The 24,747-nt window shown below is 65.1% G+C and carries 23 protein-coding genes; 9 read left to right on the top strand and 14 right to left on the bottom strand.

Going from position 1 to position 24,747, the window contains the following annotated elements; all coding sequences use genetic code 11:
- Position 1 precedes the first annotated feature (1 nt).
- From BST14_RS04180 to BST14_RS04170, 3 genes are read right to left on the bottom strand one after another with little or no spacing between them, the layout of a single operon-like run.
- Positions 2-1,093 carry an acyl-CoA dehydrogenase family protein gene (locus tag BST14_RS04180; RefSeq protein ID WP_083063316.1) on the bottom strand — a complete coding sequence of 364 codons (1,092 nt, stop codon included), beginning with the start codon at positions 1,091-1,093 and terminating at the stop codon, positions 2-4.
- The gene (locus tag BST14_RS04175) at positions 1,090-2,238 is read right to left on the bottom strand and encodes an acyl-CoA dehydrogenase family protein (RefSeq protein ID WP_083063315.1); all 1,149 of its coding nucleotides are present in this window, start codon (positions 2,236-2,238) and stop codon (positions 1,090-1,092) included. The genes BST14_RS04180 and BST14_RS04175 overlap by 4 nt, the downstream gene beginning before the upstream one ends.
- The gene (locus tag BST14_RS04170) at positions 2,235-3,170 is read right to left on the bottom strand and encodes an SDR family oxidoreductase (RefSeq protein ID WP_083063314.1); all 936 of its coding nucleotides are present in this window, start codon (positions 3,168-3,170) and stop codon (positions 2,235-2,237) included. Before BST14_RS04170 ends, BST14_RS04175 begins: the two co-directional genes overlap by 4 nt.
- 46 nt (positions 3,171-3,216) lie before the next feature.
- On the opposite strand from BST14_RS04170, the gene BST14_RS04165 reads away from it, so the two are divergent.
- The 3 genes from BST14_RS04165 to BST14_RS04155 are packed head-to-tail and all read left to right on the top strand — an operon-like array spanning position 3,217 to position 6,415.
- Positions 3,217-4,437 (top strand): Zn-ribbon domain-containing OB-fold protein, encoded by a 1,221-nt coding sequence (locus BST14_RS04165; protein ID WP_083063313.1) that lies wholly within the window; start codon positions 3,217-3,219, stop codon positions 4,435-4,437.
- Positions 4,434-5,594: a thiolase C-terminal domain-containing protein gene (locus BST14_RS04160; protein WP_083063312.1), complete on the top strand. Its 1,161-nt coding sequence runs from the start codon at positions 4,434-4,436 to the stop codon at positions 5,592-5,594. The genes BST14_RS04165 and BST14_RS04160 overlap by 4 nt, the downstream gene beginning before the upstream one ends.
- A gap of 11 nt (positions 5,595-5,605) precedes the next feature.
- Entirely contained in the window at positions 5,606-6,415 is an 810-nt protein-coding gene (locus BST14_RS04155) for an enoyl-CoA hydratase/isomerase family protein (RefSeq protein ID WP_083063311.1), read from the top strand.
- 3 nt (positions 6,416-6,418) lie between these two features.
- Here the strand turns inward: BST14_RS04155 and BST14_RS04150 are convergent, their stop codons facing one another.
- The 5 genes from BST14_RS04150 to BST14_RS04130 all read right to left on the bottom strand — a co-directional run bounded on the left by BST14_RS04150 (position 6,419) and on the right by BST14_RS04130 (position 11,445).
- Positions 6,419-7,255, bottom strand: a complete 837-nt coding sequence (locus BST14_RS04150; RefSeq protein WP_083063310.1) for a PaaI family thioesterase — start codon at positions 7,253-7,255, stop codon at positions 6,419-6,421.
- Positions 7,252-7,992, bottom strand: a complete 741-nt coding sequence (locus BST14_RS04145) for a FadR/GntR family transcriptional regulator (RefSeq protein ID WP_083063309.1) — start codon at positions 7,990-7,992, stop codon at positions 7,252-7,254. The genes BST14_RS04150 and BST14_RS04145 overlap by 4 nt, the downstream gene beginning before the upstream one ends.
- A gap of 102 nt (positions 7,993-8,094) precedes the next feature.
- Positions 8,095-9,237: an acyl-CoA dehydrogenase family protein gene (locus tag BST14_RS04140; RefSeq protein ID WP_083063308.1), complete on the bottom strand. Its 1,143-nt coding sequence runs from the start codon at positions 9,235-9,237 to the stop codon at positions 8,095-8,097.
- Between the two features lie 7 nt (positions 9,238-9,244).
- Positions 9,245-10,195 (bottom strand): acyl-CoA dehydrogenase family protein, encoded by a 951-nt coding sequence (locus BST14_RS04135; protein WP_083063350.1) that lies wholly within the window; start codon positions 10,193-10,195, stop codon positions 9,245-9,247.
- A 44-nt stretch (positions 10,196-10,239) separates the two neighbouring features.
- Entirely contained in the window at positions 10,240-11,445 is a 1,206-nt protein-coding gene (locus tag BST14_RS04130; RefSeq protein ID WP_245845288.1) for an acyl-CoA dehydrogenase family protein, read from the bottom strand.
- A 109-nt stretch (positions 11,446-11,554) separates the two neighbouring features.
- On the opposite strand from BST14_RS04130, the gene BST14_RS04125 reads away from it, so the two are divergent.
- From BST14_RS04125 to BST14_RS04110, 4 genes are read left to right on the top strand one after another with little or no spacing between them, the layout of a single operon-like run.
- Positions 11,555-13,051, top strand: a complete 1,497-nt coding sequence (locus BST14_RS04125; RefSeq protein WP_083063307.1) for an aldehyde dehydrogenase family protein — start codon at positions 11,555-11,557, stop codon at positions 13,049-13,051.
- Complete coding sequence (locus BST14_RS04120; RefSeq protein WP_083063306.1) at positions 13,048-14,259, top strand: CaiB/BaiF CoA transferase family protein; 1,212 nt, start codon at positions 13,048-13,050, stop codon at positions 14,257-14,259. The genes BST14_RS04125 and BST14_RS04120 overlap by 4 nt, the downstream gene beginning before the upstream one ends.
- Complete coding sequence (locus BST14_RS04115) at positions 14,259-15,209, top strand: VOC family protein (protein ID WP_083063305.1); 951 nt, start codon at positions 14,259-14,261, stop codon at positions 15,207-15,209. The genes BST14_RS04120 and BST14_RS04115 overlap by 1 nt, the downstream gene beginning before the upstream one ends.
- Positions 15,210-15,239: 30 nt before the next feature.
- Positions 15,240-16,070 carry an enoyl-CoA hydratase/isomerase family protein gene (locus BST14_RS04110; protein WP_083063304.1) on the top strand — a complete coding sequence of 277 codons (831 nt, stop codon included), beginning with the start codon at positions 15,240-15,242 and terminating at the stop codon, positions 16,068-16,070.
- Positions 16,071-16,082: 12 nt separating this feature from the next.
- On the opposite strand, the gene BST14_RS04105 is transcribed toward BST14_RS04110, so the two are convergent.
- From BST14_RS04105 to BST14_RS04080, 6 genes are all read right to left on the bottom strand, one after another.
- Positions 16,083-16,661 carry a TetR/AcrR family transcriptional regulator gene (locus BST14_RS04105; RefSeq protein ID WP_083063303.1) on the bottom strand — a complete coding sequence of 193 codons (579 nt, stop codon included), beginning with the start codon at positions 16,659-16,661 and terminating at the stop codon, positions 16,083-16,085.
- A gap of 7 nt (positions 16,662-16,668) precedes the next feature.
- A complete protein-coding gene (locus BST14_RS04100; RefSeq protein ID WP_083063348.1) occupies positions 16,669-17,673 on the bottom strand; it encodes an aromatic ring-hydroxylating oxygenase subunit alpha in 1,005 nt (334 codons plus the stop codon).
- 101 nt (positions 17,674-17,774) lie between these two features.
- On the bottom strand, positions 17,775-18,683 hold the full coding sequence (locus BST14_RS04095; protein WP_083063302.1) for an SDR family NAD(P)-dependent oxidoreductase: 909 nt from the start codon (positions 18,681-18,683) through the stop codon (positions 17,775-17,777).
- 11 nt (positions 18,684-18,694) lie between these two features.
- A complete protein-coding gene (locus BST14_RS04090) occupies positions 18,695-19,822 on the bottom strand; it encodes an acetyl-CoA hydrolase/transferase C-terminal domain-containing protein (RefSeq protein ID WP_083063347.1) in 1,128 nt (375 codons plus the stop codon).
- Between the two features lie 59 nt (positions 19,823-19,881).
- Positions 19,882-21,039: an acyl-CoA dehydrogenase family protein gene (locus tag BST14_RS04085; RefSeq protein ID WP_245845292.1), complete on the bottom strand. Its 1,158-nt coding sequence runs from the start codon at positions 21,037-21,039 to the stop codon at positions 19,882-19,884.
- 548 nt (positions 21,040-21,587) lie between these two features.
- Positions 21,588-22,187 (bottom strand): TetR/AcrR family transcriptional regulator, encoded by a 600-nt coding sequence (locus BST14_RS04080; protein WP_083063300.1) that lies wholly within the window; start codon positions 22,185-22,187, stop codon positions 21,588-21,590.
- A gap of 304 nt (positions 22,188-22,491) precedes the next feature.
- Between BST14_RS04080 and BST14_RS04075 the strand changes: the two genes are divergently transcribed.
- Positions 22,492-24,147: a pyruvate, phosphate dikinase gene (locus BST14_RS04075; protein WP_245845291.1), complete on the top strand. Its 1,656-nt coding sequence runs from the start codon at positions 22,492-22,494 to the stop codon at positions 24,145-24,147.
- Positions 24,144-24,746 carry a MarR family transcriptional regulator gene (locus BST14_RS04070; protein WP_083063298.1) on the top strand — a complete coding sequence of 201 codons (603 nt, stop codon included), beginning with the start codon at positions 24,144-24,146 and terminating at the stop codon, positions 24,744-24,746. The genes BST14_RS04075 and BST14_RS04070 overlap by 4 nt, the downstream gene beginning before the upstream one ends.
- Position 24,747 lies beyond the last annotated feature (1 nt).

Genomic DNA, 24,747 nt, shown 5'->3' with positions numbered 1-24,747 from the left:
CTTAAGTTGACTGCACCGATCGGAAATTGCCGATTACCAGGTCCCACGGGTCGGCGGCGGTTAGGGCCATCCGTCCGAGTCGACGCGCGTAGCCGGCGGTCGTGTCGTAGTCGTTACACCAGCTTTGGGCGCGCAGTGTCACCAACGACAACGGATGTTCGGCGGTGACGCCGATCGCCCCGTGAAGTTGGTGGGCGATGGTCGTGACCGATCTGACGGCCCGTCCGACAGCCACGCGTGCGACGACAATCGCGAATTCGGTTTCGCGACAACTGAATCCGTACTCCGCGGCGGCCGCGACGGCAAGTGTGGTGGCTGCTCGGGCGCGTTCGATCTCACCGGCCATCGCCGCTAGAGCATGCTGGACGGACTGGAACTTGCTCAGCGGCCGGCCGAACTGAATTCGTTCCCGCGTGTGCGTCACCGACATCGCTGCCGCCGCATCGAGCGCACCGACAACCTGTACGCAGCGACACCACGAGCCGCGCAGCGACAACTCGTCGGCGACGGCCGGTTCGACGACGGCGAATTCGTCGGCAGCCACGTCGAACGTCAATCGATCGCGTGGCTCTCCGGCCAGGTTGTGGCTCTCCACCAGCCGGGCATCACGGATGTCGACGACGCCCACGCGCGCCTCGTCGGGGCTTCGCGCGAGCAGCAGCACGGCCGCGCATGCGCGCGTCCACGCCACGTCACTGGTCGTTCCGCGGACACGGCCCCCCGAGGCATCCGCGTCCGCGATCGCGACGGTGAGTGGTCCTTCCGGCAGTTCGATGCCCGCCCGGTTGCCGAGCCAGCCTGCCAGCGCGTCGGTTTCGGCCAACGGGACAGCGCCCGCATGCCGGGCGATGCCGGATAGCGCAATGGCAAGCTCGGGCGGTCCCGCGCCCAAGTCCGCGGTGCTCGTCAACCGGGCCAGCCCCGTGTCCTCGAGGTTGCGCCATAGCTCTGCGTCGAATTGCTCGGGGATCCTGCGCTGACCGAGCCGGGCATCGAACGATCGCCGCCCGATGTCGTCGACCAGCTGCCGCAGCTCGGCATGTTCGTCGTTGACGGTGTCGGTGGCGAACACACCCGTCGAAAACGCCGTCATCGCAGTCCCATTCCCCGTGCGACGACGCCGCGCAACACCTCGTTGGTGCCACCGCGCAAGGTGAACATCGGCTTGTGCAGCGCCGCGGTGGCCATCAGCGCGGCCAGTTCCGGTGTCACCGGTACCTGGTCGAGCAGGTCGGTGATCACGTCGATCGATTCCTGCTCGAACCGGGTGCCAAGATCCTTGACCAGCGCCGCTTGATTCGCCGCATCCGTCTTCTCGCTGAGCGTCTGCGCCACCCACACCGATAGCTGTCGCAACGAAATCAGCCGTCCCAGAAGGTCTCCCACGATGCCGGCGGTGGTGTCATCGGTGCCGCCAAAGCTGCTCAACAGCCGGATCGCGGCCATGATCAGCGGTGCGGTCGACAGGATCCTTTCCGGCCCACTGCGCTCGAAGGACAGTTCCGCGGTCACCTGGTGCCATCCTTGGCCGACCTCGCCCAGCACGTCGCTATCCGGAACGAGTACATCCTCGAAAGCGACTTCGTTGAAATGATGGTCCCCGTTCATCAGCAGGATCGGTTCGATCCGCACACCCTGGGCGTCACAGGGAACCAGGAACTGGCTGAAGCCGTCGTGCCGTCGTTGCGGGTCCGGCGGACTCGTCCGGGCGAGCACCACAATCTGATGGGCGTGGTGCGCCCCGCTCGTCCACACCTTGGTACCGGTGAGCAGCCAGCCGCCGCGGGTCTTGGTCGCTTTGGTCCGTACGGCCGCTAGGTCGGAGCCGGCGCCATGCTCGCTCATGCCGATGGCCGAGTAGAAGGTCCCGGCGGCGATGCGCGGCAGCAGCCGCTCGCGCTGTTCCTCGCTGCCATAGGCCAACAAGCCGGGAACGACCTGTCGGTCGGCGACCCAATGGGCGGCGATCGGCGCACCCGCCGCCAGCAATTCCTCGGTCACCGCGTGGCGATGGAGATGGGTCAACCCTCGTCCGCCGTACTTCTCCGGAATGATCAGCCCCACAAGACCGGCCGCGCCGAGGCGCGCACTGAATCCCTCGTCCCAATGTCCGAGCCAGGAATCGACGTCGGGCACCCAACCGTATTCGGCCCGGTCGGCTCGCAGGAACTCCCGTACCGACATGCGGAGCTTGGCGAGCTCGGGCTCGTTGGCGCGCAGCGCGTCGTATTGATTCACGGATCAACCCGAACGGTCGGCAGCGGCGTGGAGGGCAGATAAAAGTTGGGCGCCAGATCTTCCTCGTGGGCGGCGAGTCGGTAGCCGGCAAAGTCGTCCGTGCCCTCCTCGCGCAGCACCTCCTCGTCGGTGTAGAAGTGGCCGGTACAAGCGGCGGGCCGGGTGATCAAGGCGTGCACCGCGTCGCCCATGATGCGGGGGTCTCGGGCTTGCGCCCGCACGCCGTCGCCCATCGCGACGATCAACCCCGTGCTGGCCACCGTCACCGCGGGCCACAGGGAGTTCACCGCGATGGGCACCGACGCGAATTCCGCGGCCCAGCCCAGCGTCAACAGACTTTCGGCGTACTTGCCGACCGTGTGGCCGACGTGTGCGCCAATCCAGCGCGGCTCCAGATTCAGCGGAGGCGAAACGTTGACGATGTGGGCGTTGTCGGACTGCCGTAGGTACGGCAGCGTCGCCTGCACCACCGCAAACGGCCCCTCGACATTGATCCCCAGTAGGCGGCGGAAATTCTCGGGAGGCAGCTTCGACGTGGCGCGCAGATCTAGTGCGCCCGCGTTGTTGACCACGGCGTCGATGCCACCGAACACCTCTGCCACCTCCGCCACAGCCGTTACAACCGCCGCCGAATCACGGACGTCGCACACGACCTGCAGTGCCCGGCCGCCGGCTTCGCGAACCGCGTCAGCCGACTCGCCTAAAGTGCCGGGTAGCTTGGCGTTCGGGGCATCGGTCTGTGCCAGTAGTGCAACCGCGGCGCCGTCGGCAGCGGCCCGCACCGCTATCGCGCGGCCGATGCCACGGCTTGCGCCGGTCACCACCAGCACGCGGTCCTTGAGCGTGCGAGAACCCGACCCGTCCACCGTCTTGAGCTCCTCCCACCCCGGGCGCGGACACGCGACCTCGAATGCTATAACTATATATCTCATTTAACGGGCGACTGCGACGACCCCTGTCGCACAGGAGCGAGGCATCATGACTCAAGTCATCTCCATCGGGACATATGTTCCGCCGTGGTGCAAGGGTGACCGGCGGGTCAAGGGACCCGACGAGGACGCGCTCACCATGGCGGTGGCGGCCGGCCGGGGTACCGACCCCGATGCTCTTGCCCGCCGGGTGGTCCTCGTGTCCCGCGACTTTCCGCTCATCGAGGGCGGCAACGGTGCAGTCCTGCTGGCGGCGCTATCGCTACCGGCTGATACGCCGATCGCGGAGGTGCTCGGCGGCGCGCCCGCGGTCTTGGACCAGATCGTGACGGCGTCGCCCGGCACGCTGGTGATCGCGGCCGACGACGACGGCGCGACTGCGGGCGCGGCCGCCGTGTTGATCGGCGACGGCGAACCCACTTTGACCCCGGTGGGGCGTCAGACGAGGAGCTTGCCGCTGGTGGCGCGCGGCGAGGATGGCAGGCGTCATTCCTACGCCGACCCCCGCCTGCAGCGCGAGGTTGGAATCCGGGGCACCATGAGCAGGCTCCAGTTGAACGGCGTTCCCGTCGTGGCAGCTGTGGCGGGCGTTCCCGGCGCGCAACTCGGTCCTGGGGTCGACGCGAAAGCGGCCGTGGAGGACCCCCAGGCGTCAGCCGCCGCGGTCATCAGAGTGATCGCACAGGCGATCGACAGGGGCGCGTCCGGCTTGGTGATCGCGGCCGAACAGTCGACGATGAGCGTGGCGGAACTCAGCAGCAGCGCGACCGCCCCGCGCATCGTTCGCGATGAGCTGCCCGCTCGCGAGCTTCCCGCCAGTCGGGTCGCCGAGGGCGTCGGCATTCCGATCTCCTTGCCGGCATACAGTCGTGCATTCGAGCCGAAGATCCGTTGGGAGGCAGCCGTATTCGACGAGCGACCCGGCGTCGACTCTGCGCCGCAGTTCCCGCCCCGCGTCCGCGTCGACAACTCCGGTTTGCTCGCCACCGAATACCGGCTGGAGCCGTTGCCGAGAACGGGCACCGTCTACACCCACACGACCATTCGAGTCCCGGTACCGGACCTCCCCAGCCCGTACTCGCTGGCCGTCGTGCAACTCGACGACAACCCGGTTCGCGTGCTGATGAAGGTAACCGGGGTTCCCGCGGGAGAAACGACGATCGGGCAGGCCGGCGCGGTGGTGTTGCGACGGATCGCCACCCGCGCAGGCATACCCGACTACGGCTACGCGTTCTGGCCCGGCCGTAGCGAGGAAGGAGCTCGGGCATGAGAAAGGTTGCCATCATAGGTGCGGGCATGACCCCGTTCGCCGAACATTTCGAACTCGGCATCAAAGACCTGGTTCCGATGGCCTACGCCGAAGCGGTGGGCAACGTCGACAAGGGCATCGCGAAGTCCGAGATCGAGGCGGCGTGGTTCGGAGAGCTCTCGACCACCGACGGCTTCCCGTCGGGCATCCTCGCGGATACCCTCGACCTCACCGACATACCCGTTACTCGCGTCGAGAATGCCTGTGCCACAGGGAATGACGCGATCCGCAACGGAACCATGGCCATCGCGTCGGGCTTCTATGACGTGGTCCTCGTCGTTGGGGCGGACAAGGTGCGCGAGACCGCTTCCAACACCACCTTCTGGGACTGGGCGGCGATGACCCGCGACAACGCCTGGGATTACCCACTCGGTCTGGTGGCTCCCGCGAACTTCGCGTTGCACGTCACCCGGTACCTGCACGAGTCGCCGGCGACCAAGGAACACATGGCCATGGTCGCGGTGAAGAACCACTTCCATGCGCTGACCAACCCCAAAGCGCAACTGCGCTACGAGATCAATGTCGAAAAGGCGCTCGCCGCACCCATCGTGGTCGAACCGTTCGGCCTCTACGACTGCACACCCCAAAGCGACGGCGCGGCGGCGGTTATCTTGGCAGCCGAGGACGTGGTCGATCGTTACACCGACCGCCCGGTTTGGGTGCGCGGGGTCGGCATCGGTATGGATCGGGTGATGCATCAGCACAAGCAGGACATGACCAGCTTTCCGCCTACCGTGCGGGCGGCGAAGTCGGCGATGCGGATGGCGGGACTGACACCGAGTGACATCGATGTGGCCGAGGTGCACGACTGCTTCACCGGGGTGGAACTGATCAGCTATGAGGACCTCGGCTTTGTCAGCAGGTTCGAGGCATACAAGCTGGTCGAGGCGCGCGAGAATTACGTGGGCGGCTCGATCCCGATCAACCCCAGTGGCGGCTTGAAGGCCAAGGGGCACCCGCCGGGCGCTACCGGCGTCGCGCAGTGCTATGAACTGTTCAACCAGCTTCGTGGCCAAGCCGAGAACCAAGTCGACGGCGCCCGGTTTGCGCTGGCGCACAACATCGGTGGTCCAACCGCGGTCTCCGCGGTCACCATCCTTTCCAATAAGAAGGACTGACGGGACATCACATGACGGCTTCCGACATCGCCACCCTCGCCGGCTACGAACAGTTCGCCCCATGGCTATTGGTGGAGAAGCGCGGCAACGTCCACGTCGTGAGCGTCAACCGACCGGAGGCGCTCAACGCCGTCACCGAAGAGGTGCACCACGCATTCGCCACCATCTGGAAGGCGCTCGACGCCGACGACGACGTCAAGGCGGTCGTGACCACCGGTGTCGGCAAAGCGTTCTCGGCTGGTGGGGACATGGTGATGTTCGGCCGCCTCATCGAAGACGAAGTGGCGCGCACGTTTCAGATCCACGAGGCCCGCACCGTCTTCCTTGAGGTGATCAACTTCCCGAAGCCCTTGGTGTCCGCGGTCAACGGACCGGCAGTGGGGCTGGGCTGTTCGATCGCCCTGTTGTCCGACCTACTGGTGATGGGGGAGAACAGCTACTTGGCCGACCCGCACGTGGCCGTCGGGCTCACTGCCGGGGACGGTGGCGCAGCCATGTTGCCCTTGCTGATCGGCATGATGAAGGCCAAAGAGTATGTGTTGCTTGGCGATCGCATCACCGCGTCGATCGCGGAGAAGTTGAACCTGGTCACCAAGGTCGTCCCCGACGATGCGGTGCTCGAGGAGGCGCTGGCACTCGGCGAGCGGTTCGCCGCGCTGCCGCCGCAGGCTTTGCGGTCCTCGAAGGTGGCGCTGAACATGCACCTTGCCCGGGCTGCCCAAGGTGTCCTCGAGTATGCGCTCGCCGAGGAACTGACGTCGTTCTCCACACCGGAGTTTAAGGAGCGAGTCGCCGCATTCCGTGCTCGATCCAAGAAATAGCCGCTACCGGTAGGCGGTGACGCGCGCCGTCAACGCGGGCTTGCCGTCGTCCCCGATCGCGCGCGCGTCGGCGACGGCGGTGCCGCGCCCGATGCGCAGCGGCGCCGCTACGTAGCGAGATTGGTGGCCGGCGTAGAAGGGACGTAGAAAGTTCACCCGGACCGACGCGGTTCGCATCGGCTCACCACCAGTGTTCACCGTCGCGGACGCGGCCAATTCCAGCCCCGCCGAGGCGATTCCGCCGTTGATGACGCCGACGGCGTTGTTGAGGAACGGGTCTACGTGCTGGCGCAGGACTCGCACCGCGTCGGCGGGCGGCATGGGCTCCACGGCCATCAGTTCCGCCAGAGAGGTGTTGTGACTCTTAGCCACCGTTTCGGCGGGCTCGCTCAGGTCGAGCGTGTCGGGCGCCACATAGTAAGACCGCACGGTGCCGCCGCCGATGACAACGCCGTCGCACGTCAGGGTGCACACCGAAAGCGCTGATGCGCTGTCGCGAGGGCCCAGCGGTCGTCCCGATGCGATGACGGGGGAAGCGGCTATCGCGGTCGCCCGTTCGCCTCCCTCGGGGCTCAGCTCGATGGCCAATTCGGTGGACACCGTCCATTCGGCGTCGCGATGGCGGAAGTGGTTGGACAACCCGCTGACTGCGTCGATCAGTACGGCCAGTGGGCCGACCGTCGGCAAACTGGTGAAAGGATTGCGCATGCCGGCCAGCGGCATCGACATCTCCACGAGGGCGCACTCTTGGTCCGCGATCAACACCTCGATCCCGAACCGCCGGAGCAGGTGGATCGGCGTCTCGATGTCGTGGCCGGCGTCCCGGCTGACATTCGTCATTCGAGAAGGTCGACCACGGTAGACAATTCGGAACCCGACAGCACGAATTCCTCCGCCTTCTGCAGGTGCTTTTTCCACAGTTCGCCGGCCTTCTCGGCGTCCCCAGCCTTGATCAGGTCCAGCACCATGCGGTGTGTTTTCGCAGACCGGCGAACTGCCTGCTCCGCGCGAGCACCTTCGGTGGGCTGCAGCGAGCGATTCGCCTTCTCGACGATGTGATGCAGCATGTCGCTGACGATCTGCAAGGTCTTGTTGCCCGCCAGCCGTGCGAGAGCTGCGTGAAAATCGGTCAATTGGACCACGGCATCGCTGCCCGGTTTCAACTGCTCCTCGGCTTCGACGATCTTCTCCAACTCGGCGATCGCTTTTGCGTTGTGCGTCTTGGCCAGCTGCACGACCATGGGCGTTTCGAGAGCGATCCGCGCGTCGTAGACGTCTTTGAGTGTCACGCCTTCGTACTCGAGGATGACTCCGGCATAACGGGCAAGTGTCTCGCGTCGCGGTCGGGTGACCCGAGCGCCACCACGTACGCCACGCTGCACGACGATGAGCGATTCCGACTCGAGAACGCGGAATGCCTCGCGCAGCGTCGGCCGTGACACGCCGAACCGCTCCATGAGTTCTGACTCCGGTGGGAGCATTGTCCCTTCGGCGATCTCGCCGCGGATGAACATCCTGCGCAGGACGGTGGCCACGCGATCGGCCATCTTCGGCTCACGAAGGCTGGTGACCTCCATATCGACCTCCACCGATCGTCGTAATCAACTAATTATTTGTAGGTTAGCCGAAAGGTCTTGCGCAAACCGCCAACCCGCCCCACTAAGTGAGCAAGCTCATCGTCAAAAGCCCATCGCGCGACCCATCAGGTCCTTCATGATCTCGGTGGTGCCCGCATAAAGCCGCTGCACCCGAGAATCGCGCCACAGCCGCGCCACCTCGTATTCATTGATGTAACCGTAGCCGCCGTGAAGCTGCAGGCACCGGTCGAGGATCTCCCACTGCACCTCGGAGGTCCACCATTTCAGGCCCGCCGCGTCGGCGTCGGAGAGGGTGCCCTCGTTGACCGCGAGCACGCACTGGTCCAGATACGTCTGTGCGGCATCGAGTTTCACCTGCATCTCGGCGATGAAGTGCCGGTTGACCTGAAATGTGCCGATCGGCTGTCCGAATGCCGTGCGCTCCAGCGCATACGCCTTGGTGAGGTCGAGCGCTCGCCGCGCTGCGGGTAACGCATAGCAGGCCACACCGACACGTTCGAAGGGCAGGTTGGACACGAGATGATAGAAGCCACGATTGAGCTCCCCGACGAGATTCTCCTTTGGAACTCTGACGTTGTCGAAGAACAACTCCGCGGTGTCAGCGGAGAACTGTCCGATCTTGTCGAGCTTGCGACCGCGGGTGAAACCCTCCATGCCGTCCTCGATCATCAGTAGGCTGATGCCTTTGCGCCCAGCCGCCGGATCGGTCTTCACCGCTGTGAGCACGAGCTTCGACAGCAGTCCGTTGCTGATGAACGTCTTCTGCCCATTGACCGTCCAGTGGTCGCCCTCGTCGCGGGCGGTGGTCTTGATGCCGGCCAGATCGGACCCCGCGGCCGGCTCGGACATCGCAATCGAACCGATGTACTCCCCGGAGATGAACTTCGGCAGCCAACGCCCCTTCTGTTCGTCGTTGGTCAAGCTGTTCAGATACGGCATCAAGATGTCGTTCTGGACACCAAGGCCGATGCCGACCGCGCCGGACATGAACATCTCCTCGGAGATGATCTGGTTGAACCGGAAGTCCTTCACACCGAGTCCGCCGTACTTCTCGTCGAATTCCCAGCCAATCAGACCGTGCTCGCCCGCGGCCAGCCACGCTTCCCGGCTGACCTTCCCGTCTCGTTCCCACTTCTCCACATGGGGAACGCACTCGCGCTCGAAGAAGTCCCGCGCGGTCGCGCGGAAGTCATCGTGTACCTCGTCGAAGATGTTGCGGCGCATCGGTTCCTCAGTCCAGGTTGATGATTGCGGGGAGTGCGCGCCCCGGCGCATAGGTGTCGAACAGGCGGTCGGCCAGCAGCGACTCCAGCTGCGCGTAGGAGCCGCACAGCGCGTCGATCTGGAAGCCTCGTTTCACATATCGATGAAGGTCGTGTTCGGCGGTCAGCCCGACCGCCCCGCACACCTGCAAGACGGCATCGGCGACGCCGCGGTGTGCTCGACCCGCCGCAACCTTTGCGGCCTGGGCCGACAACACCCCGCCGTAGCGCCATGAGTCCGCAAGGAGCGCCCGGGCACCTTCCAATGTGGCCGCAGCAGCCGCCAGGGCGTGGCGAGGGGACTGCAGCGAGCCGATCGGCGAACCGAATTGCACGCGGACGCCGACGTGTTCGACGGCGATGCGCAGTGCTTGATCTGCCAACGCCACGAGTTCGGTGGCAAGCGAGCGATGCGCCGCCGCGACCGCGCGGCCCCACTCAGTGGACGCGTCGATGAGGTCGCCGTCGACGGACCCTTCGACGCGAGTCCAGATCACACTCGGGTCGAAGGTGTCGAGTCGTTCGCCTCGCAGCCGGGCGGCGTCGACGACGGTGACAGAGACGGTTCCCATGGGAGCGGAGATCGGGACCAGGACGCGGCCGCGCGGTGGGCCGAGCAGGATGCCCTTCACCTGGTCCTCGTTCGAACTGGGCGTGGACCCGTGGGATAGGGCAGGCAGCATGACGGCATCCACCGGTGAATCCACCAGTGAGGCCAGTTCGGCCAGCATGACGCGGTCCAGCGCGTCGGTCAGCGCCAGGGTCCGTCCCTGCGCCCGGAACAACAGCGCACATGCGTCCACCGGGTATTCCGATTCGATCTCCGACCAGCCGAGTTCGGCCAGCAGCGGATCGATGACGATGTGGTCCTGTTTGGCCGCGACCTCGTCAAACAGGCGGAACACCGCATCTTCGATCATCGGCCACGATTCGTCGGTCGGATTCGCCCCCCGCGTGCGCATGCTCACGATGCGCGCCTTTCCTTCGGCAGCCCGAGAATATGGTCTGCGATGATCCCCCGCTGAACCTCCGCGGTGCCGCCCATGATCGTGGCGGCCCGCGAGTACCACCACTCCGCGCGTGCGGTGTCGAGCTCGGCAGGGCTGCCCCCGGTGCCGACCATCATGTGGCCGCGTGCGACGTCGAGGATCAGGTCGTTTACCGCGCGCTCGGCCTCACTGCAGAGCAGCTTGTCGATGCTGCTTTCCGGGCCAACGGATTCCCCGGCGGCGAGCTTGCGCACGGTGGTGGCGGCACGCGCCTGCGCCGCGATTACCTCGACGTAGACGCGCGCGAACCGCTCTCGCTGGGCCGAACTCGTGCCACGAGCGACCATGTATTCGCGCAGCCGCCCCAACCCGATCAGCACCTTGTTCAGCGCCGCATAGCCGTACATGCCGCGCTCGTACTGCATCAGGAACATCGTCACGGTCCAGCCGGCGCCGACCTCGCCGACCAGTCGTTCCGGTGACACCCGGACGTCGTCGAAGAACACCTCGGCGAGTTCGCGCCGCCCGCTGGCCAACGCGATCGGCCGCACCGTCACGCCGGGGGCGTCCGTGTCGACCAGCATCATCGTCAGGCCGCGGTGTCTGCTCTCTGGCGACCCGGTGCGGACCAGCACGCAGAGCCGCTTGGCGGTGCCGCCCTGACTGGTCCAGATTTTTTGGCCGTTGACGACGAACCCACCCGAGCCGTCTTCGGTCGCCCGGGTGCGCAGGGAGGCCAGGTCGCTGCCGGACTCCGGTTCGGAAAAGCCCTGCCCCCACCATTCGGTGCCGTCGAGGTAGCGCGGAAGGTACTCGCCTGCCAGGTGTGGGGCGTACTTCAGGATCGCCGGGCCCATCACCTCTAAAGTCCATGCCTGTGCCGGGATGGGCAGCAGCGCGTTCGCGAGCTCCTCGTAGAGAACGGCGCGGTGAATCTCGTTACCGCCCAGGCCTCCGGCCGCCTCGGGCCAGCCGTATCGGTTCCAGCCGTCGGCATGCAACCGCGCCATCACCGCTGCATCGTGGTCGAGCCCGGCCTCTGCGGTCGTAAACGCAGCGGCGCGCCATTCGTCGGCGCAGTCGAGATTGCGTAGATAGTGGCGCAGATCCTGACGAAACGCGGCTACGTCGAGCACATAGTCGTTGCTGTTCGCGGCGTCGTCGACGGCGTCAAGCACCACGGCACCCCCTTGTTCAGTATCGGGATCCGGCCTACGCTCGAATCAGCTAAACAATTAGCTATAAGGGGTACACTAGCTCACGCCCACAGTCCAGCAGGAGGAACTACCAATGACGGCTTCGCCGGTCGCCGAGCCCACCGCCCAATTCAATCCGGAGAGCCGCCTTTACATCGACGGCAGGCTGCGGGATTCGTCCGCCGGCAGGACCGTCGACAACGTCAACCCGGCGACCGAGCAGCTGCTCGGAACCTGTACCGATGCGGGCGCCGAGGACATGGAAGAGGCGATCGCCGCGGCCCGGCGCGCGTTCGACACCACCGACTGGGCGACCGACCACGAGTTCCGCAAGCATTGCCTGCTGCAGCTGCATAACGCCTTGCAGGAGGAAAAGGAGCACATCCGCGCTGAACTGATCGCCGAGGTCGGGTCGACGGTGGGGATGACCTATCTCGCGCAACTGGAGTGGCCGTTGGCCGACGCGGTGAGGTGGCCGGCGGAATACATATCGAAGTTCGCGTGGGAGCGGATGCTCGACCGGGACGCCAAGATGGGGGTTCCGTACAACCGCGTCGTCGTCAAGGAGGCGACGGGGGTGGTCGGAGCGATCACCCCGTGGAACTTCCCGTTCGAGATCATCAGCAACAAGGTGGGCCAGATCCTGGCGACTGGAAACACCATGGTCCTCAAGCCGGCGATCGAGACGCCGTGGAGCGCGTTGCGGTGGGGCCGGATCATCGCCGAGAAGACGGACATCCCGCCCGGTGTGGTCAATATCGTTCCGGCGTCTGACAACAACGTCGCCCAGGTGCTGGCCACCGATCCGCGGATCGACATGGTGTCCTTCACCGGGTCGACGGCGGTGGGCAAGCTCATCCAGCGTCTGTCCGCGGACACGATGAAGCGCAACATGCTCGAGCTCGGCGGTAAGTCGGCGTATCTGGTGCTCGACGACGCTGATCTGGATACGGCGTTGCCCGGATGCATTGGCGCGCTGATGCATTCCGGCCAGGGCTGCGCGCTCGCCACCCGGATGCTGGTGCCGCGCTCGCTGTACGGGCAAGCCGTCGAGGTGGCCACGGCCACCTTCGGTGCGCTCAGCGTGGGCGACCCGTCGGACCCGAACACCTTCTGCGGGCCGCTGGTGTCGGCCAAGCAGCGGGACCGGGTGCTGGACTACATCGAGATCGCCCAGCGCGAGGGTGGCCGCATAACTGTTGGTGGGGGCGCGCCGGACGGACTGGAGCGTGGTTACTTCGTGGCGCCGACGGTGGTGGCGGACGTTGAACCGGCTCACACGATCTTCCAGGAGGAGATATTCGGGCCGGTCCTGTCGATCACGCCGTACGAGGGCGGCGACGACGCCGCCGTCGAGTTGGCGAACAACTCCCGCTACGGTCTGGCGGGCGCCATCATGGGCTCTACCGAGCGGGCGATGGCCGTCGGGCGCCGCATCCGCACCGGTTCGCTGATGATCAACAGCGGTATGTATTACGGCGCCGACGCGCCGTTCGGCGGCTACAAGATGAGTGGCATCGGGCGCCAGAACGGCCACGAGGGCTTTGAACAGTACCTGCAGACCAAGACGATCGGGTATCCCGTCGCATGACCGACATTCTCAGTGGGGTTCGCGTTGTCGAGCTGGCCGCGTGGAGCTTCGTCCCCTCTGCGGGTGCCGTGCTCGCCGACTGGGGTGCCGACGTCATCAAAATCGAGCACCCGGAGACCGGTGATCCGCAGCGCGGGCTGGTCAGCTCTGGAGTTGTATCGGGCGCCGAGGGCGTCAATCACTTCATCGAACAGCCGAACCGGGGCAAGCGCAGCATCGGCCTTGACTCGTCGACGCCCGAGGGGCTCGAACTGTTGATGAAACTTGTTGCCACCGCTGATGTGTTCCTGACGAATCTGCTGCCGGACTCGCGCCAGCGGATGGGCGTCGACGTCGAGCACGTACGCGCCCGCAACCCGCGGATCGTCTATGCCCGCGGCCACGGCTACGGAACCAAGGGCGATCTCGCGACGCAGGGCGGTTTCGACTTGGCGGCGTATTGGGCACGCGGCGGGATCGGCGAGGCCTACGCCGCCGGCGACGGTTCATACCCGCCGTTGCAACGGCCCGCATTCGGCGACGTGTACGGCGGCTTTGCTATCGCCTCGGGCATCGTGGGCGCACTGTACAAACGCGAACGCACGGGGAAACCGTCGGTGGTGGACGTTTCCCTCCTCAGTTCGGCGATCTGGCAGCTGAGCCCCGACATCGTCGGCGCGGGCATCACGGGACAGGACATTCCGAAGTTCCAGTTGGCGGACATGCCCAACCCGGTGGCCAGCATCTATAAGACGCGCGACGGGCGCCATATCGCCTTCGTGCTGCTGCAGGCGGACCGGTTCTGGTCCGATTTCTGCACCCGTATCGGGCGATCTGACCTGATCGCCGATGAGCGGTTCGCCAACGCCGGCGTCCGGTTCCAAAACCGAGCCGAGTGCATAGCCGAACTGCGCAAGACGATCGGTCAGCATGACCTGGTGCACTGGGAGGAGGCGTTCAAGGGCTTCGACGGGGTGTGGGACGTGTTGCGCACCGCGCGCGAGATCCACGATGACCCACAGGTGCTGGCCAACGGCTACTTGCCTCGCACCGCCGACGCCAACGGCAATGAGTTCGCGCTCGCCGGCAGCCCGGTGCAGTTCGACGAGACCCCACTGCAATTGAGATGCGCGCCGCGACACGGCGAGCACACCGACGCGTTGTTGGCCGAATTAGGACTCAGCGAGGACGAGATCATTGACCTCAAAGTCAAATCGGTTGTGTTGTAGTGGCATCCGAGGATCTGGCCCGCCGCTTCTTACACGTCAACCTGAACTGTGAGTCCTTGGACGCGACCGAGCGACTCTACTCGGACGTTCTGGGACTGTCGGCGAGGATGCGCACCGACCCGACGGTGCCGACCAACGGCGCGATCCTCGGCATCGACGACGAAACGTACTGCTCCACTGCGTTTCTCTACGATGCGCGGGGAGGGCGCAAGGGCTGCGCGCTCGAGGCGATCGCGTTCGAATCCCCCCCTCTGAGCCGCGATCAACGCACCGAACCAACCAGACCGGGCATTCGCGCGACGCTCATGTGGGTCGCGGATCTGGACAATGCGATTGTGGCCCTGCGGGATTCGGGTCTATCGGTCGGCGATCCGGTAGACGGGCTCATCTCGGGCGCGAAATCGGTGCTCGCACTCGATCCCGACGGTGTTGTCATCGAGTTAGCGCAGGCCCCGGGCGATCTGGAGGTACCGGCCGGCGCTCTGTTTTCCGGAATCCGCATCGCGGCCATCCACGCCCTCGCCACCGCGGAGTTCTTGACCGCGATCGGCTTCGTCGAAGTCGAAGCGCCGACGACGGAGCGGGTTTCGGGCAGCCAATTGACGCCCACAGGTTCTGCCGATTCGGTCCAATGTGTGGTCGCGCGCTTCGCGCTCCCCGAGGACGGACACCGGTTCACCGTCACGGTGGTCCAGCATCCGGAAACGGCGACCGACGCGCCGGTGCCGTGGGGTGGCAACCGTCAGGGTCTCTATCGTTGCGCACTGCGGGTCGAGAACGTGGAGAAGGCACTCGCGGCCATGCCGAACTCGGTTGAGCGGGTCGGTGATCCGGTCTGGTGCCCGCTACCGGGAACCAAGATCGACGGGCTGCACATCGCGTTTCTGCGGTCCCCGGATGGCGTCGTGTTCGAGTTCGTCGAGCGACCGCTGAAGTTCTTCAGCACGTGACGGACCGCAATTCAACGATGGAGGAGTGACATGTCGGCCGAACCCAACGAACTCACCCCCCGCCCGCCAAACGGTGACTGGTTGGGCACGCCGTTTCTGAGGTTCGAACGCGACGGCGGCTTCGCGGTCCTGGTGCTCGACCGCCCCGCGGCACGCAACGCGATGACGCCGGCGATGTACTTCGGTATTCGCTACGCCATCTCGCGGGTCAATTCCGACGAGAACCTGGCGGGGCTTCTGATCACCGGGACAGGCGACGTATTCGCCCCTGGCGGCGACCTCGCCCAAGGCGCCGAAGACAATTGGATGGACTTCGCCGCGACGTTGGGCATGGACGTCACACCGTTCGACAGTCTGCGCCAGTCGGCAAAACCCGTTGTCGCCGCTGTGAACGGTCTCGCCCAGGGGGGCGGACTCCAGATCGCCCTTTGCAGTGACATGGCTGTGGTCAGCGATCGGGCGACGTTCCGAGTGCCGGAGTTGTACCGCGGAATTGCGGACACCTATTACAGCCACATGCTCGCCAGGGTGATCGGGCCTGTTCGCGCGCGGGATCTGATGTTCACCGGCCGGGTGTTGTCCGCCGAGGAGGCGGTTGACTGGGGTCTGGTCGCCCGGATGGTTCCCCATGACGAGCTGATGGAAGTCGCACGTGACGTTCTGGCTCAGTGCTGTCGGACGGCACCGCAGGCGCGTGCCCTCATCAAGTCCAGTCTCGACAACTACGTGGGTCTTTACGATCGCATCGGGATGAAGGTGAGCCTCGATGGCCCCGAGGCTCGCGAGGGGTTCATCGCGTTCAAGGAGAAGCGATCGCCGGAGTGGGTGCATCCGGAATTACGGGTTGCGGGCCGGCTGTAGTTGCTCGGACGATCAAGTCAGTAGGCGCAAGATCATTTCAGACAGCGCGAGCACGACACTTTCTCGTGATGCGGACGGAATCGCATTGTGTTGGACCATCAACCAGGTGCGGTCGAGCATCGCCATCACCGACAGCCCTAACGCGATGGGCTCGGCTTCGGGCGGCTGGGCCGACAGCTTGGCGATGCGCTCGCCGAGGGCCAGGGCTGTTCGGCCGTGGGCGCGCGTTACCGCCGCACGGAACTTGCGATCCCGGGGCGCATCGTCGGCTGAGCGGATGACGAAGGCGCCATTGCGGTCCAGATACGAGAAGTAGTCGTTGACCCACCCCCTGATTGCTGACTGGGTGGGGGAGTGGTCCAGATCGCCGAAAGATTCCACAACGTGCAGAGCTTCGCGGTAGGTCGCCGTCCCCAGCTCGATGAACAGTTCGGTTTTGTCAGTAAAGTAATAGTAGAAACTAGCCCGGTTGATCCGCGACAGATCGGTGATGTCGCGAACGGTGACACCCGAGAATCCCTTGCGTGCAAACGCTATCCGCGCGGCATCCAGTAGCGACTCGCGCGTGCGATCGGACTTGCGGCGCCCCATGGGCCCGTCAGACCCTGTGGCCGACAAGGCGGTCCGCCGCAGCCTGGTGGTGGGGATAAAAGCTGGAGCACCACGCACGGAGCTTCTTGAAACCGGCCGCCTCACTGGTCGCGAGTGTCGGCGGATCCATGTACTGCTGGTGATTCCAGATCTGAATATCCTGGGGAAGCGCGTATTTGGCTTGTGCGAGCCGTCCGGCGAAGTCGCCGGTCTCATCGTCGATCCAGTAGCCGGCGAAAATATCTGAGGTCTGGTCGTCGACCGGTGTAGTGCAGATGGAGATGACCCGGATTCCCTCGCGCGTGTGCTCTGCGTTGAAACTCACCCCTAGACCCGACCAATAGATCTCGATCGTGTTGAGGGTGTCGTCGGGGCGATCCACGCCGTCGGCCCACCGCTTGCCGAATCCCACCTTCGACGACCAGGTCGACATGTCGACGTTCTCACGCAGTACCACGGGGCTGATCGGGGTGTGGTGGACAAAGCGGAAGTGGTGTGGGTCGACCGCATTCTCGGCGACGATTTGCGGATGTACGTGGATGTTCGGGAATCGCGTGCGGCAGTCCGCGTCGAACGGATGGTAGCTGCGCGAGGCGACGTGATCTCCCAGCATCTCGAAATCATTCGGCAAGTGCCACAACGGGTCTCGGCCGGCCGGGTCGTGCCAGATGAATATCGACCCATTCGCCTCGGTGACAGGATAGGAACGGATTCGCCGGCCCCTATTGGGACGATCCTGGTAGGGGATGCTGACGTTGCGCCCCTGGCCGTTCCACACCCAGCCGTGAAACGGACACCGGATGCCGTCCTCAACGACACATCCGCCGTAGGCGAGGTTGGCGCCGAGGTGCCGGCAGTGGGCGTCCATGACCCACGCTTGCCCGTCGAGTGCCCGGAAGGCGACAAGGTCACGGTCGAAGTAGCGCAGGGCTTTCACCTGACCGATCGCCAAGTCGGCGCCCCACGCCACCTGGAACCATCCTGTCGGTTGCATCGTGGGCCAGTTCTGCATCGATAGCACTCCTTCGCCGGAAATACGCCGCCAGTTGCAAACATAGCTCATTTTCGACACTTGTGTCGAAAATGCCGACAATGCTCCCCACCGGTGTTACCTCAGGTCGCCGGCAGCGGCCCTGTCAGTCCGCGCGGCGACGTACCGTATAGCCAGCTCACCGCCTGGCCGATCTCGTCGAATGCCAGCGATGTCCCGTCTTTGGCGGCGTAACGTCCAGGCGCCTCCGCGAAACCTTGGATACGACTGAGCTTGTGACCATTGATGCGCAGGATCTGGCCCGTCAACCAGCCCGACTCCGGACCCTGCAGCCAGGCCACGACCTCAGAACTGCGCGCCGGGTCCAGTGCCGGGTCGGCGGCCCGGTCTCCCCTGAAAAAGTCCTCGCTGATCCGGGTAACCGCCAGCGGCGAGATCGCGTTCACCGCAACGCCGTAGCGGCGTGCCTCCATCGCCGTGACGACGGTGAGGTTAGCGATCGCGGCCTTGGCGGCACCGTAGGCACTTTGTCCGACGTTGCCCCACAGGCCGGCGCCGGACACCGTGTTGACGATCCGCGCGTCGATTTGGTTGCCGGCCTTGGACTGCGCCCGCCAGTACTCGCATGCGTGTTTGGTGACGGCGAACGTCCCCTTGAGATGCACCGCGATGACCGCGTCCCAGTCCTCCTCGGTGGCGTTCGCAACCATGGCATCTCGCACAATGCCTGCGTTGTTCACCACGCCGGTCAGGGTGCCGAAGGTGGAAACTGCCGTGGAGACCATGTCGGCAACGTCGTCCCACGACGACACCGAGCCGGTGTGCGCGATCGCCTTGCCTCCGGTGGCCTCAATCTCGGCGACAACCTCGGCGGCGGGGCCGGCGTCGCCCGCAGAACCGTCGCGGCTGACGCCGGGGTCGTTGACCACGACCGCGGCTCCATGTGCAGCCAGTGCTAGGCAATGACCGCGTCCGATGCCCCGTCCGCCGCCGGTGACCAGCACGACGCGTCCGAATAGCGGTCCGGTCATGGGCGCTCCCTTCAATCGAACAGCTCGGCGATGAGTCGCCTGCGCTGGTTCCAATCCGCGCCACGCAAATCCGCGTGGCCCGACTCTGTGACGATGACGTCGATGTCGTGCGCGGGTGTGGACGCCGGCCTGCTCAACCGCTTGACGAAGGGAGAGCGGCCGCGCACGGTGGACGGGACCGCAATAATCGACAGGCCGCCCCGGCTCATGCTCGCCGCTCCGCAGTAATCGGGATGTCCGCCGATGCCGCCGACGATCTTCGCGCCGGTCCCCTCGACGTTGATCTGACCGAACGGATCGATTTCAAGGGCGGTGTTGACCGCAATCAATGGAATGCCTCGAGACAGGCGGGTGAGATCGTGGGTGTAGTCTATGCCGTGCAGGATCGGCTTGCCGTCGGCCCAGCGGTAGAGCGTGTCGGTTCCGAATAGGTATGTGGCACTGGGTATCCCGATGAGAAGTCCGCGAGAGTCGAGGTCCACGACGGCATCGGTCAACAGTCCGGTATCGATGCGAAGTGGACGCTGCGTGCGGTTGAGCAGCGCCGCGCCCAGCTTGCCGGGGCCGTATTGCAGCCGCGAACCCTCGGGCACGAATCGCAGGACGGCGTCGGCCAGGGCTTCGTGAATTGCGTCCGGAACGATGCTCGGCACTTCGATCGGTCCCTCGCAGGTATGGCCGATGAATTCAATCGAATCGGTGGGCAGGGGCGGGCCGGCGTCGGCGAGTGGCGCGGTCGTGTCGGCGATCGCGAAAACGGCCGTACCGGCGTCGATTATCTCGCGTTGCCACGACACCTCGGTGCCGAAGTGAAAGCGGCCTGCCCGGCCCACCACGCGAGTGATGAGGACGTCGGGACGCAGCACACCTCGCATCAGTGCGGGGACCGAACTGAGCCGAGTCGGGACGAAGCGCGCTCCAGGAGATGTCAGTATGTTCCGCACGCCCCAGCCCGGCATGATCGCTACGACTTCGGCGAAAGCGTCGCAGTCCAGGCCGTGCAAGGGCGAGGGCAACCAGCCAACGACAAGTCGAACCCCACCAATCTCGCGCGCCACCGCGCTGAGCGCGGCACACACGGAAGTGGTGTCGTCGGTGCACCGCGGAGCGCCGACACCGTCGCCCAGTGCGACGGTCATGCCTGGGCGCAGCTGATCCTGCAGTGCGGCAGAGAATTTCGTCTGCACTGGATCGGCAGTCACCGCGGCTCTTTTGGTAGACCCAGTATCCGCTCGCCGAGAATGTTGCGCTGAATTTCACTGGTGCCGCCGAGGATCGTCTGCGCGCGTCCAACGAGCATGGCGTGGACCAACTCAGCCTCATCTGAGTCTTCGGAAGGGTCGACGCAGACATCTGTGCCCAGCACTTCGGTGGCGAGGTCGCCGAGGTCGCGATCAGTCTCCGAGGTCATTATTTTCAGAACCGAGAAGGCCGACGAGGACGTATCCCCTCCCGCGATCGCGCGCTCCCACGTGAAACGCAACAGCCACATTCGCACCCATAGTTTCGTCATCGATTGAGCCAGAATGGGATTCAGCTGATCGCGGTCACGGGCCGCCTGCTGCATTCGATCGAGCAGCTTGAACATTCCGACGGCCTGGGAACCAAGCGTGAGTCGCTCGCGTCCCAGCGTGACCATGGCGATGGACCACCCCTGGCCCTCGTCGCCGATCAGGTGGTCATCAGTCAACGCGACACCGTCGAAGAAGACCTCGTTGAACTTGCTCTCGCCGTCCATCTGCCGAAGCGGCCGCACCGAGACCCCGGCAGACTCCATCGGAACGATGAACATGCTCAACCCGCGATGTGAATCCGGTCCGGTGCGGGCGAGCAGCAGACCGAACTGCGCCGAATTCGCGGCCGAACTCCAGACCTTCTGACCATCTATGCGCCACCCGGACGCGGTCTTCTCCGCCTTGGTTCGCACGCCGGCCAGGTCGGATCCCGCACCCGGCTCGGAGAACAGTTGGGTCCAGACATGGTCTCCCAGTCGGATGGGCTCGAGATACCGGGATCGCTGCTGCTCGGAACCGAACTTGATAAGAACCGGCCCCACCAGGTCGATTGCGGTGATCGCAAGCTGGCGCGGCACCCCGGCGCGGGCGCACTCCTCGGCGAACAGCGCCTGATAGGTAACCGACGCGTCGGCACCACCGAACTCGACCGGCCAATGCAAGCACGCGTAGCCGTGCTGGGCGAGGTAATTGTGCCAGGCGCGCCCGGGCTCGATGTCCTCAGCGGTCGGCGTGGGGCCGTAGTTTCGAAGTCCCGGCGGTTTCGGCGAGCTCGCCAGGAAAGCACGGAACTGCGCCCGGAGTGCCCCGATGTCGTCGGTCGCCTCGCTAGTTCTCGACACGTCGGTTGACGTCGAGGTATGCGCCGTATTCGCCAAGACCCGATTCCATCGCGTTGAAGGGGACCATCCCGGATGTGGGTCCGAGACTGCACCGAAACCGACAAACATTTAGTTAATTACGCCTAGTGTAGCGACCGGCTCGTTGCTTGGGCAAGGCGACCACCTAGTAATAGGAGGCAGGCCAGGAAATGGACCGAAACTGCAAGGGCTGCGGTGTGGTGCGGAGTAGTGGTACTGATACGCACAACGCAGTCTGCCCGTCGAGGGGGGTGAATTGCCTGTCGAGCACAAGGCCAGCGCCCGCACACCGGCTGTCGCACACACCGACGACAGCGCCGGGGGGCTAAGTCGCCCAGCATCCTGTGAACGGGCTTCCGTCAGATGCCCGAGGAAATGGCGATCCTGCTTGCCAGGCAGGATCGGGCAATCGTCGGAGTGCATCCCCCGGCTTGGAATATTGTCGCCCGCAGTAGATTACGAGCGATCGAGCGTCGGTAGGCGTCGTGCCGGGATGCAGACTCGGTCGAGGGTTCCGTCACCTGGCAGTGTCAGTCGGTCTGCCTTACGGCCAATCCGAGCAGGGCAATTTCGACCTCTTGCCACCGCGAGCGCAGTGCGGCCGCATCGCATTCCAACGCATGCTCCAGTAATGGGCCGAGCAGGATTGGCGCGAGGTCTATCAAGAACGTCATGGCTGCCCGGATGTCGCGATCGGCTGAATCCGAATCGTTGGTTGCCATCCGAGCGCGGCAGTTGGCGAGCGCATCGTGAAACCACTCGACGATGCCCGTCAGCTCCGAGTCAAGCAGGCTCCGCCGAAGATAGGCGGCCACAACGGGATTGGTGAGAAAAGATTGTTCATAACGAGCCGGTTCGCGGCCCCGTTTCAGCGATGACGCCGCACCGGCCGGCACATCGGTTAGCCGTTCCAACACCCACGCCTGCACCTCGGACAAGAGGCGCTCCTTGGTCTTGTAGTGGTGCTGGACCAGCCCGGGTGACACATCGGCGCGTTCGGCTACCGCCTGCAGAGTCGATCCCCGCACCCCGCGTTCGGCAAAGAGCTCCATCGCCGCATCGCGAATCCGATCCTTCGGTGCGGCCGGCCGTGCCCGTCGTCCGTTGGCCGCGGTGTCCTCAGAAGTCATAGGAAGGTCGGCTTCTTTCCGTGGTTTCCGTGCATTTCATCGCCAGTGGAGTCGTCGGGGTTCAACGATCCGCCTTGGACACAGTAGGCGGTTGTCGCATCGCGGCGCCGCGACCGAGGGCTGAGCCACCCTTGCCTCCTCTTGCGACGATGTGTTTGTATTGGTTCGAGATACAAGCATATCGCGGCTCGCGAAAATGGGGTCACCGGTTCGACTGACAAAGGGCGGCAACCATGTCTTCCACCAACTCCCGCGACCACACGAGGTGGAGCGAAGTGCGGTGACGCCTTTTCAGGAGCAGCGACTGACCAACGACCGCGGTCGCCTCGGCGTCGACGCCGACGTCGTCCGACTGGACGGCACTTCGGGCCAACCGGCTCACGTACTCGGAAATAAGGCCTTCGGAATCAACGCGATGCGACGGCGCGGTCTGGCGGTCCCACCGGCCTTCTGCCTGACAACCAACGTGTGCGGGCGCTGGTTCGACGACCCCGTCACCACCCTCGACGCGCTTTGGTCGACCGTGTGTCAATCGGTGGCCTGGCTGGAGGCCGAGACCGGGCGCGCCTTCGGCGCGGCCGAGACCGGGCGCGCCTTCGGCGCCGGGCCCAGGGCATTGCTGGTCAGCGTCCGGAGCGGTGCCGCGCAGTCGATGCCGGGAATGCTCGACACCGTCCTGAACCTCGGCATCAATGATCACGTGGAAGATGCGCTGGCGCAGGAGTTTTCACCCTCGTTCGCGCGCGATACCCACTGGCGATTCCAGCGAATGTATCGCGACATCGTGCTCGACGACGACCACGGCGCGGTGCCCGATGACCCGCAGGAACAATTGCGGACCGCCATCGAAGCAGTGTTTCGGTCGTGGACCAGTCAGCGCGCCGTTGCCTACCGTGCCCACCACGGCCTTGACGACCTCGCTGGTACCGCGGTCGTCGTCCAGGCGATGGTTTTCGGCAACAAGGACGGGGATTCAGGAACGGGTGTCTTGTTCTCGCGCGATCCTCGAACGGGCGCTGACACCCCGTTTGGGGAATGGCTGGCCGGCGGTCAGGGTGAGGACGTCGTCTCCGGCACCGCCGAGGTGCAGCCGATTTCGGCTCTGGCCGCACGGATTCCCGCTGTCTACGCCGAACTCATCGACGCGGCCGTAACGTTGGAGAAAGCCAGCGGCGACGTGCAGGACATCGAGTTCACCGTTGAGGAGGGCAAGCTCTGGCTTTTGCAGACGCGGACTGCCAAACGCTCCGCTCAGGCCGCGCTGCGACTAGCACTTGCGCTACGGCGTGAAGGTCTCATCGATGATGCCGAGGCGCTGCGGCGCGTCACGGCCGATCATGTGCGAACGCTGTTGCTGCCGGCTCTTCAGCCCGAAACGCGGTTATCTGCAGCGCTTTTGGCATCGGGTTTGGCTGCGTGCCCGGGAGTGGTGTCGGGTCGGGCGTACACCGATGTCGATGATGCCATCGATGCCGCCGAACAGGACGAAGACGTGATCCTGGTGCGGACGGCGACCAGTCCCGACGACGTCCAAGGTATGCTCGCCGCCCGTGGCATTGTGACCGAGATCGGCGGTGCCACCAGTCATGCCGCTGTCGTAAGCCGCGAATTGGGCCGCCCGGCGGTCGTGGGCTGCGGGATCGGGGTGTCCGAAAGGCTGGCGGGGAAATTGATCACCGTAGACGGCACCGAGGGCGAAATCCGCAAAGGGGTGCTCGAGCTGGCAGCGTGGTCGGAGCACGACTCTCCGGACCTGGCCGAATTGACCGGCATCGCATTGCGGCACAGTCCGCTGCGGGCACATTCCAGCGGGAACTACCCGACCGTGTCCCAAGCTTCGGAGGTGGCTGTGCGCGAGGCGATTTCGGCGGGGCACTGCGACGTCGTTTCGCCGACCCCACTGATCACGATGCTGACCGCAATTCACCTCGATCAACGATCGGACGGTAGGACGTCATGAGCGAACTGACAGTGCTGCAAGGGGTTCGTCTCAAGGGCCGGGTGGGGCTTGATGAGCTGGCTGACACGATCGGCGAGGAGCCGACGGTGGTGGCCGGGCACGTCGATGCCCTCGGCGGTGCGGGGCTACTGGCGGTGGGCAAGTCGTTGCGAATCACGCCGGCGGGCCGCGGTCGGCTCGAGCAGCTGCTCGCCGCCGAGCGCCAGGGCATCGACGAAGCGGCCATTCACGCGGCATACAACGAATTCCGCGGCGTCAATGCCGAATTCAAGGAATTGGTATCGGACTGGCAGCTCAGGGACGGCGCACCGAATACCCATGAGGACGCCGCCTACGACACGGCCGTGTTGGCCCGCCTCGAGCCCATCCACGAGCGCACGACGGCGATAATCGCCGCAGCCGCAAAGCAAATCCCTCGGCTGGCGTACTACGCCGACAAACTCGGCAACGCGCTGCTAAAGGTGCACTCCGGCGATACCGCCTGGCTGACCCGCCCGGTCATCGACTCCTATCACACGGTGTGGTTCGAACTGCACGAAGAACTGATCGTCGCCGCCGGGCTCACCCGTGCGGATGAAGCCGCCGCCGGCAACGGCTGAG

The organism is Mycobacterium arosiense ATCC BAA-1401 = DSM 45069, assembly GCF_002086125.1.
Classification (GTDB): domain Bacteria; phylum Actinomycetota; class Actinomycetes; order Mycobacteriales; family Mycobacteriaceae; genus Mycobacterium; species Mycobacterium arosiense.
Note: the sequence above shows the minus strand (reverse complement) of the source record. Positions and strands in the feature narration are given on the sequence as shown.

Excerpts from the sequence above, each read along its gene's own strand:
- BST14_RS04180 (WP_083063316.1), bottom strand. The coding sequence starts at position 1,093 with ATGACGGCGTTTTCGACGGGTGTGTTCGCCACCGACACCGTCAACGAC.
- BST14_RS04170 (WP_083063314.1), bottom strand. The coding sequence starts at position 3,170 with ATGAGATATATAGTTATAGCATTCGAGGTCGCGTGTCCGCGCCCGGGG.
- BST14_RS04165 (WP_083063313.1), top strand. The coding sequence starts at position 3,217 with ATGACTCAAGTCATCTCCATCGGGACATATGTTCCGCCGTGGTGCAAG.
- BST14_RS04160 (WP_083063312.1), top strand. The coding sequence starts at position 4,434 with ATGAGAAAGGTTGCCATCATAGGTGCGGGCATGACCCCGTTCGCCGAA.
- BST14_RS04155 (WP_083063311.1), top strand. The coding sequence starts at position 5,606 with ATGACGGCTTCCGACATCGCCACCCTCGCCGGCTACGAACAGTTCGCC.
- BST14_RS04150 (WP_083063310.1), bottom strand. The coding sequence starts at position 7,255 with ATGACGAATGTCAGCCGGGACGCCGGCCACGACATCGAGACGCCGATC.
- BST14_RS04145 (WP_083063309.1), bottom strand. The coding sequence starts at position 7,992 with ATGGAGGTCACCAGCCTTCGTGAGCCGAAGATGGCCGATCGCGTGGCC.
- BST14_RS04140 (WP_083063308.1), bottom strand. The coding sequence starts at position 9,237 with ATGCGCCGCAACATCTTCGACGAGGTACACGATGACTTCCGCGCGACC.
- BST14_RS04135 (WP_083063350.1), bottom strand. The coding sequence starts at position 10,195 with ATGATCGAAGATGCGGTGTTCCGCCTGTTTGACGAGGTCGCGGCCAAA.
- BST14_RS04125 (WP_083063307.1), top strand. The coding sequence starts at position 11,555 with ATGACGGCTTCGCCGGTCGCCGAGCCCACCGCCCAATTCAATCCGGAG.
- BST14_RS04120 (WP_083063306.1), top strand. The coding sequence starts at position 13,048 with ATGACCGACATTCTCAGTGGGGTTCGCGTTGTCGAGCTGGCCGCGTGG.
- BST14_RS04110 (WP_083063304.1), top strand. The coding sequence starts at position 15,240 with ATGTCGGCCGAACCCAACGAACTCACCCCCCGCCCGCCAAACGGTGAC.
- BST14_RS04105 (WP_083063303.1), bottom strand. The coding sequence starts at position 16,661 with ATGGGGCGCCGCAAGTCCGATCGCACGCGCGAGTCGCTACTGGATGCC.
- BST14_RS04100 (WP_083063348.1), bottom strand. The coding sequence starts at position 17,673 with ATGCAGAACTGGCCCACGATGCAACCGACAGGATGGTTCCAGGTGGCG.
- BST14_RS04095 (WP_083063302.1), bottom strand. The coding sequence starts at position 18,683 with ATGACCGGACCGCTATTCGGACGCGTCGTGCTGGTCACCGGCGGCGGA.
- BST14_RS04090 (WP_083063347.1), bottom strand. The coding sequence starts at position 19,822 with ATGACCGTCGCACTGGGCGACGGTGTCGGCGCTCCGCGGTGCACCGAC.
- BST14_RS04080 (WP_083063300.1), bottom strand. The coding sequence starts at position 22,187 with ATGACTTCTGAGGACACCGCGGCCAACGGACGACGGGCACGGCCGGCC.
- BST14_RS04070 (WP_083063298.1), top strand. The coding sequence starts at position 24,144 with ATGAGCGAACTGACAGTGCTGCAAGGGGTTCGTCTCAAGGGCCGGGTG.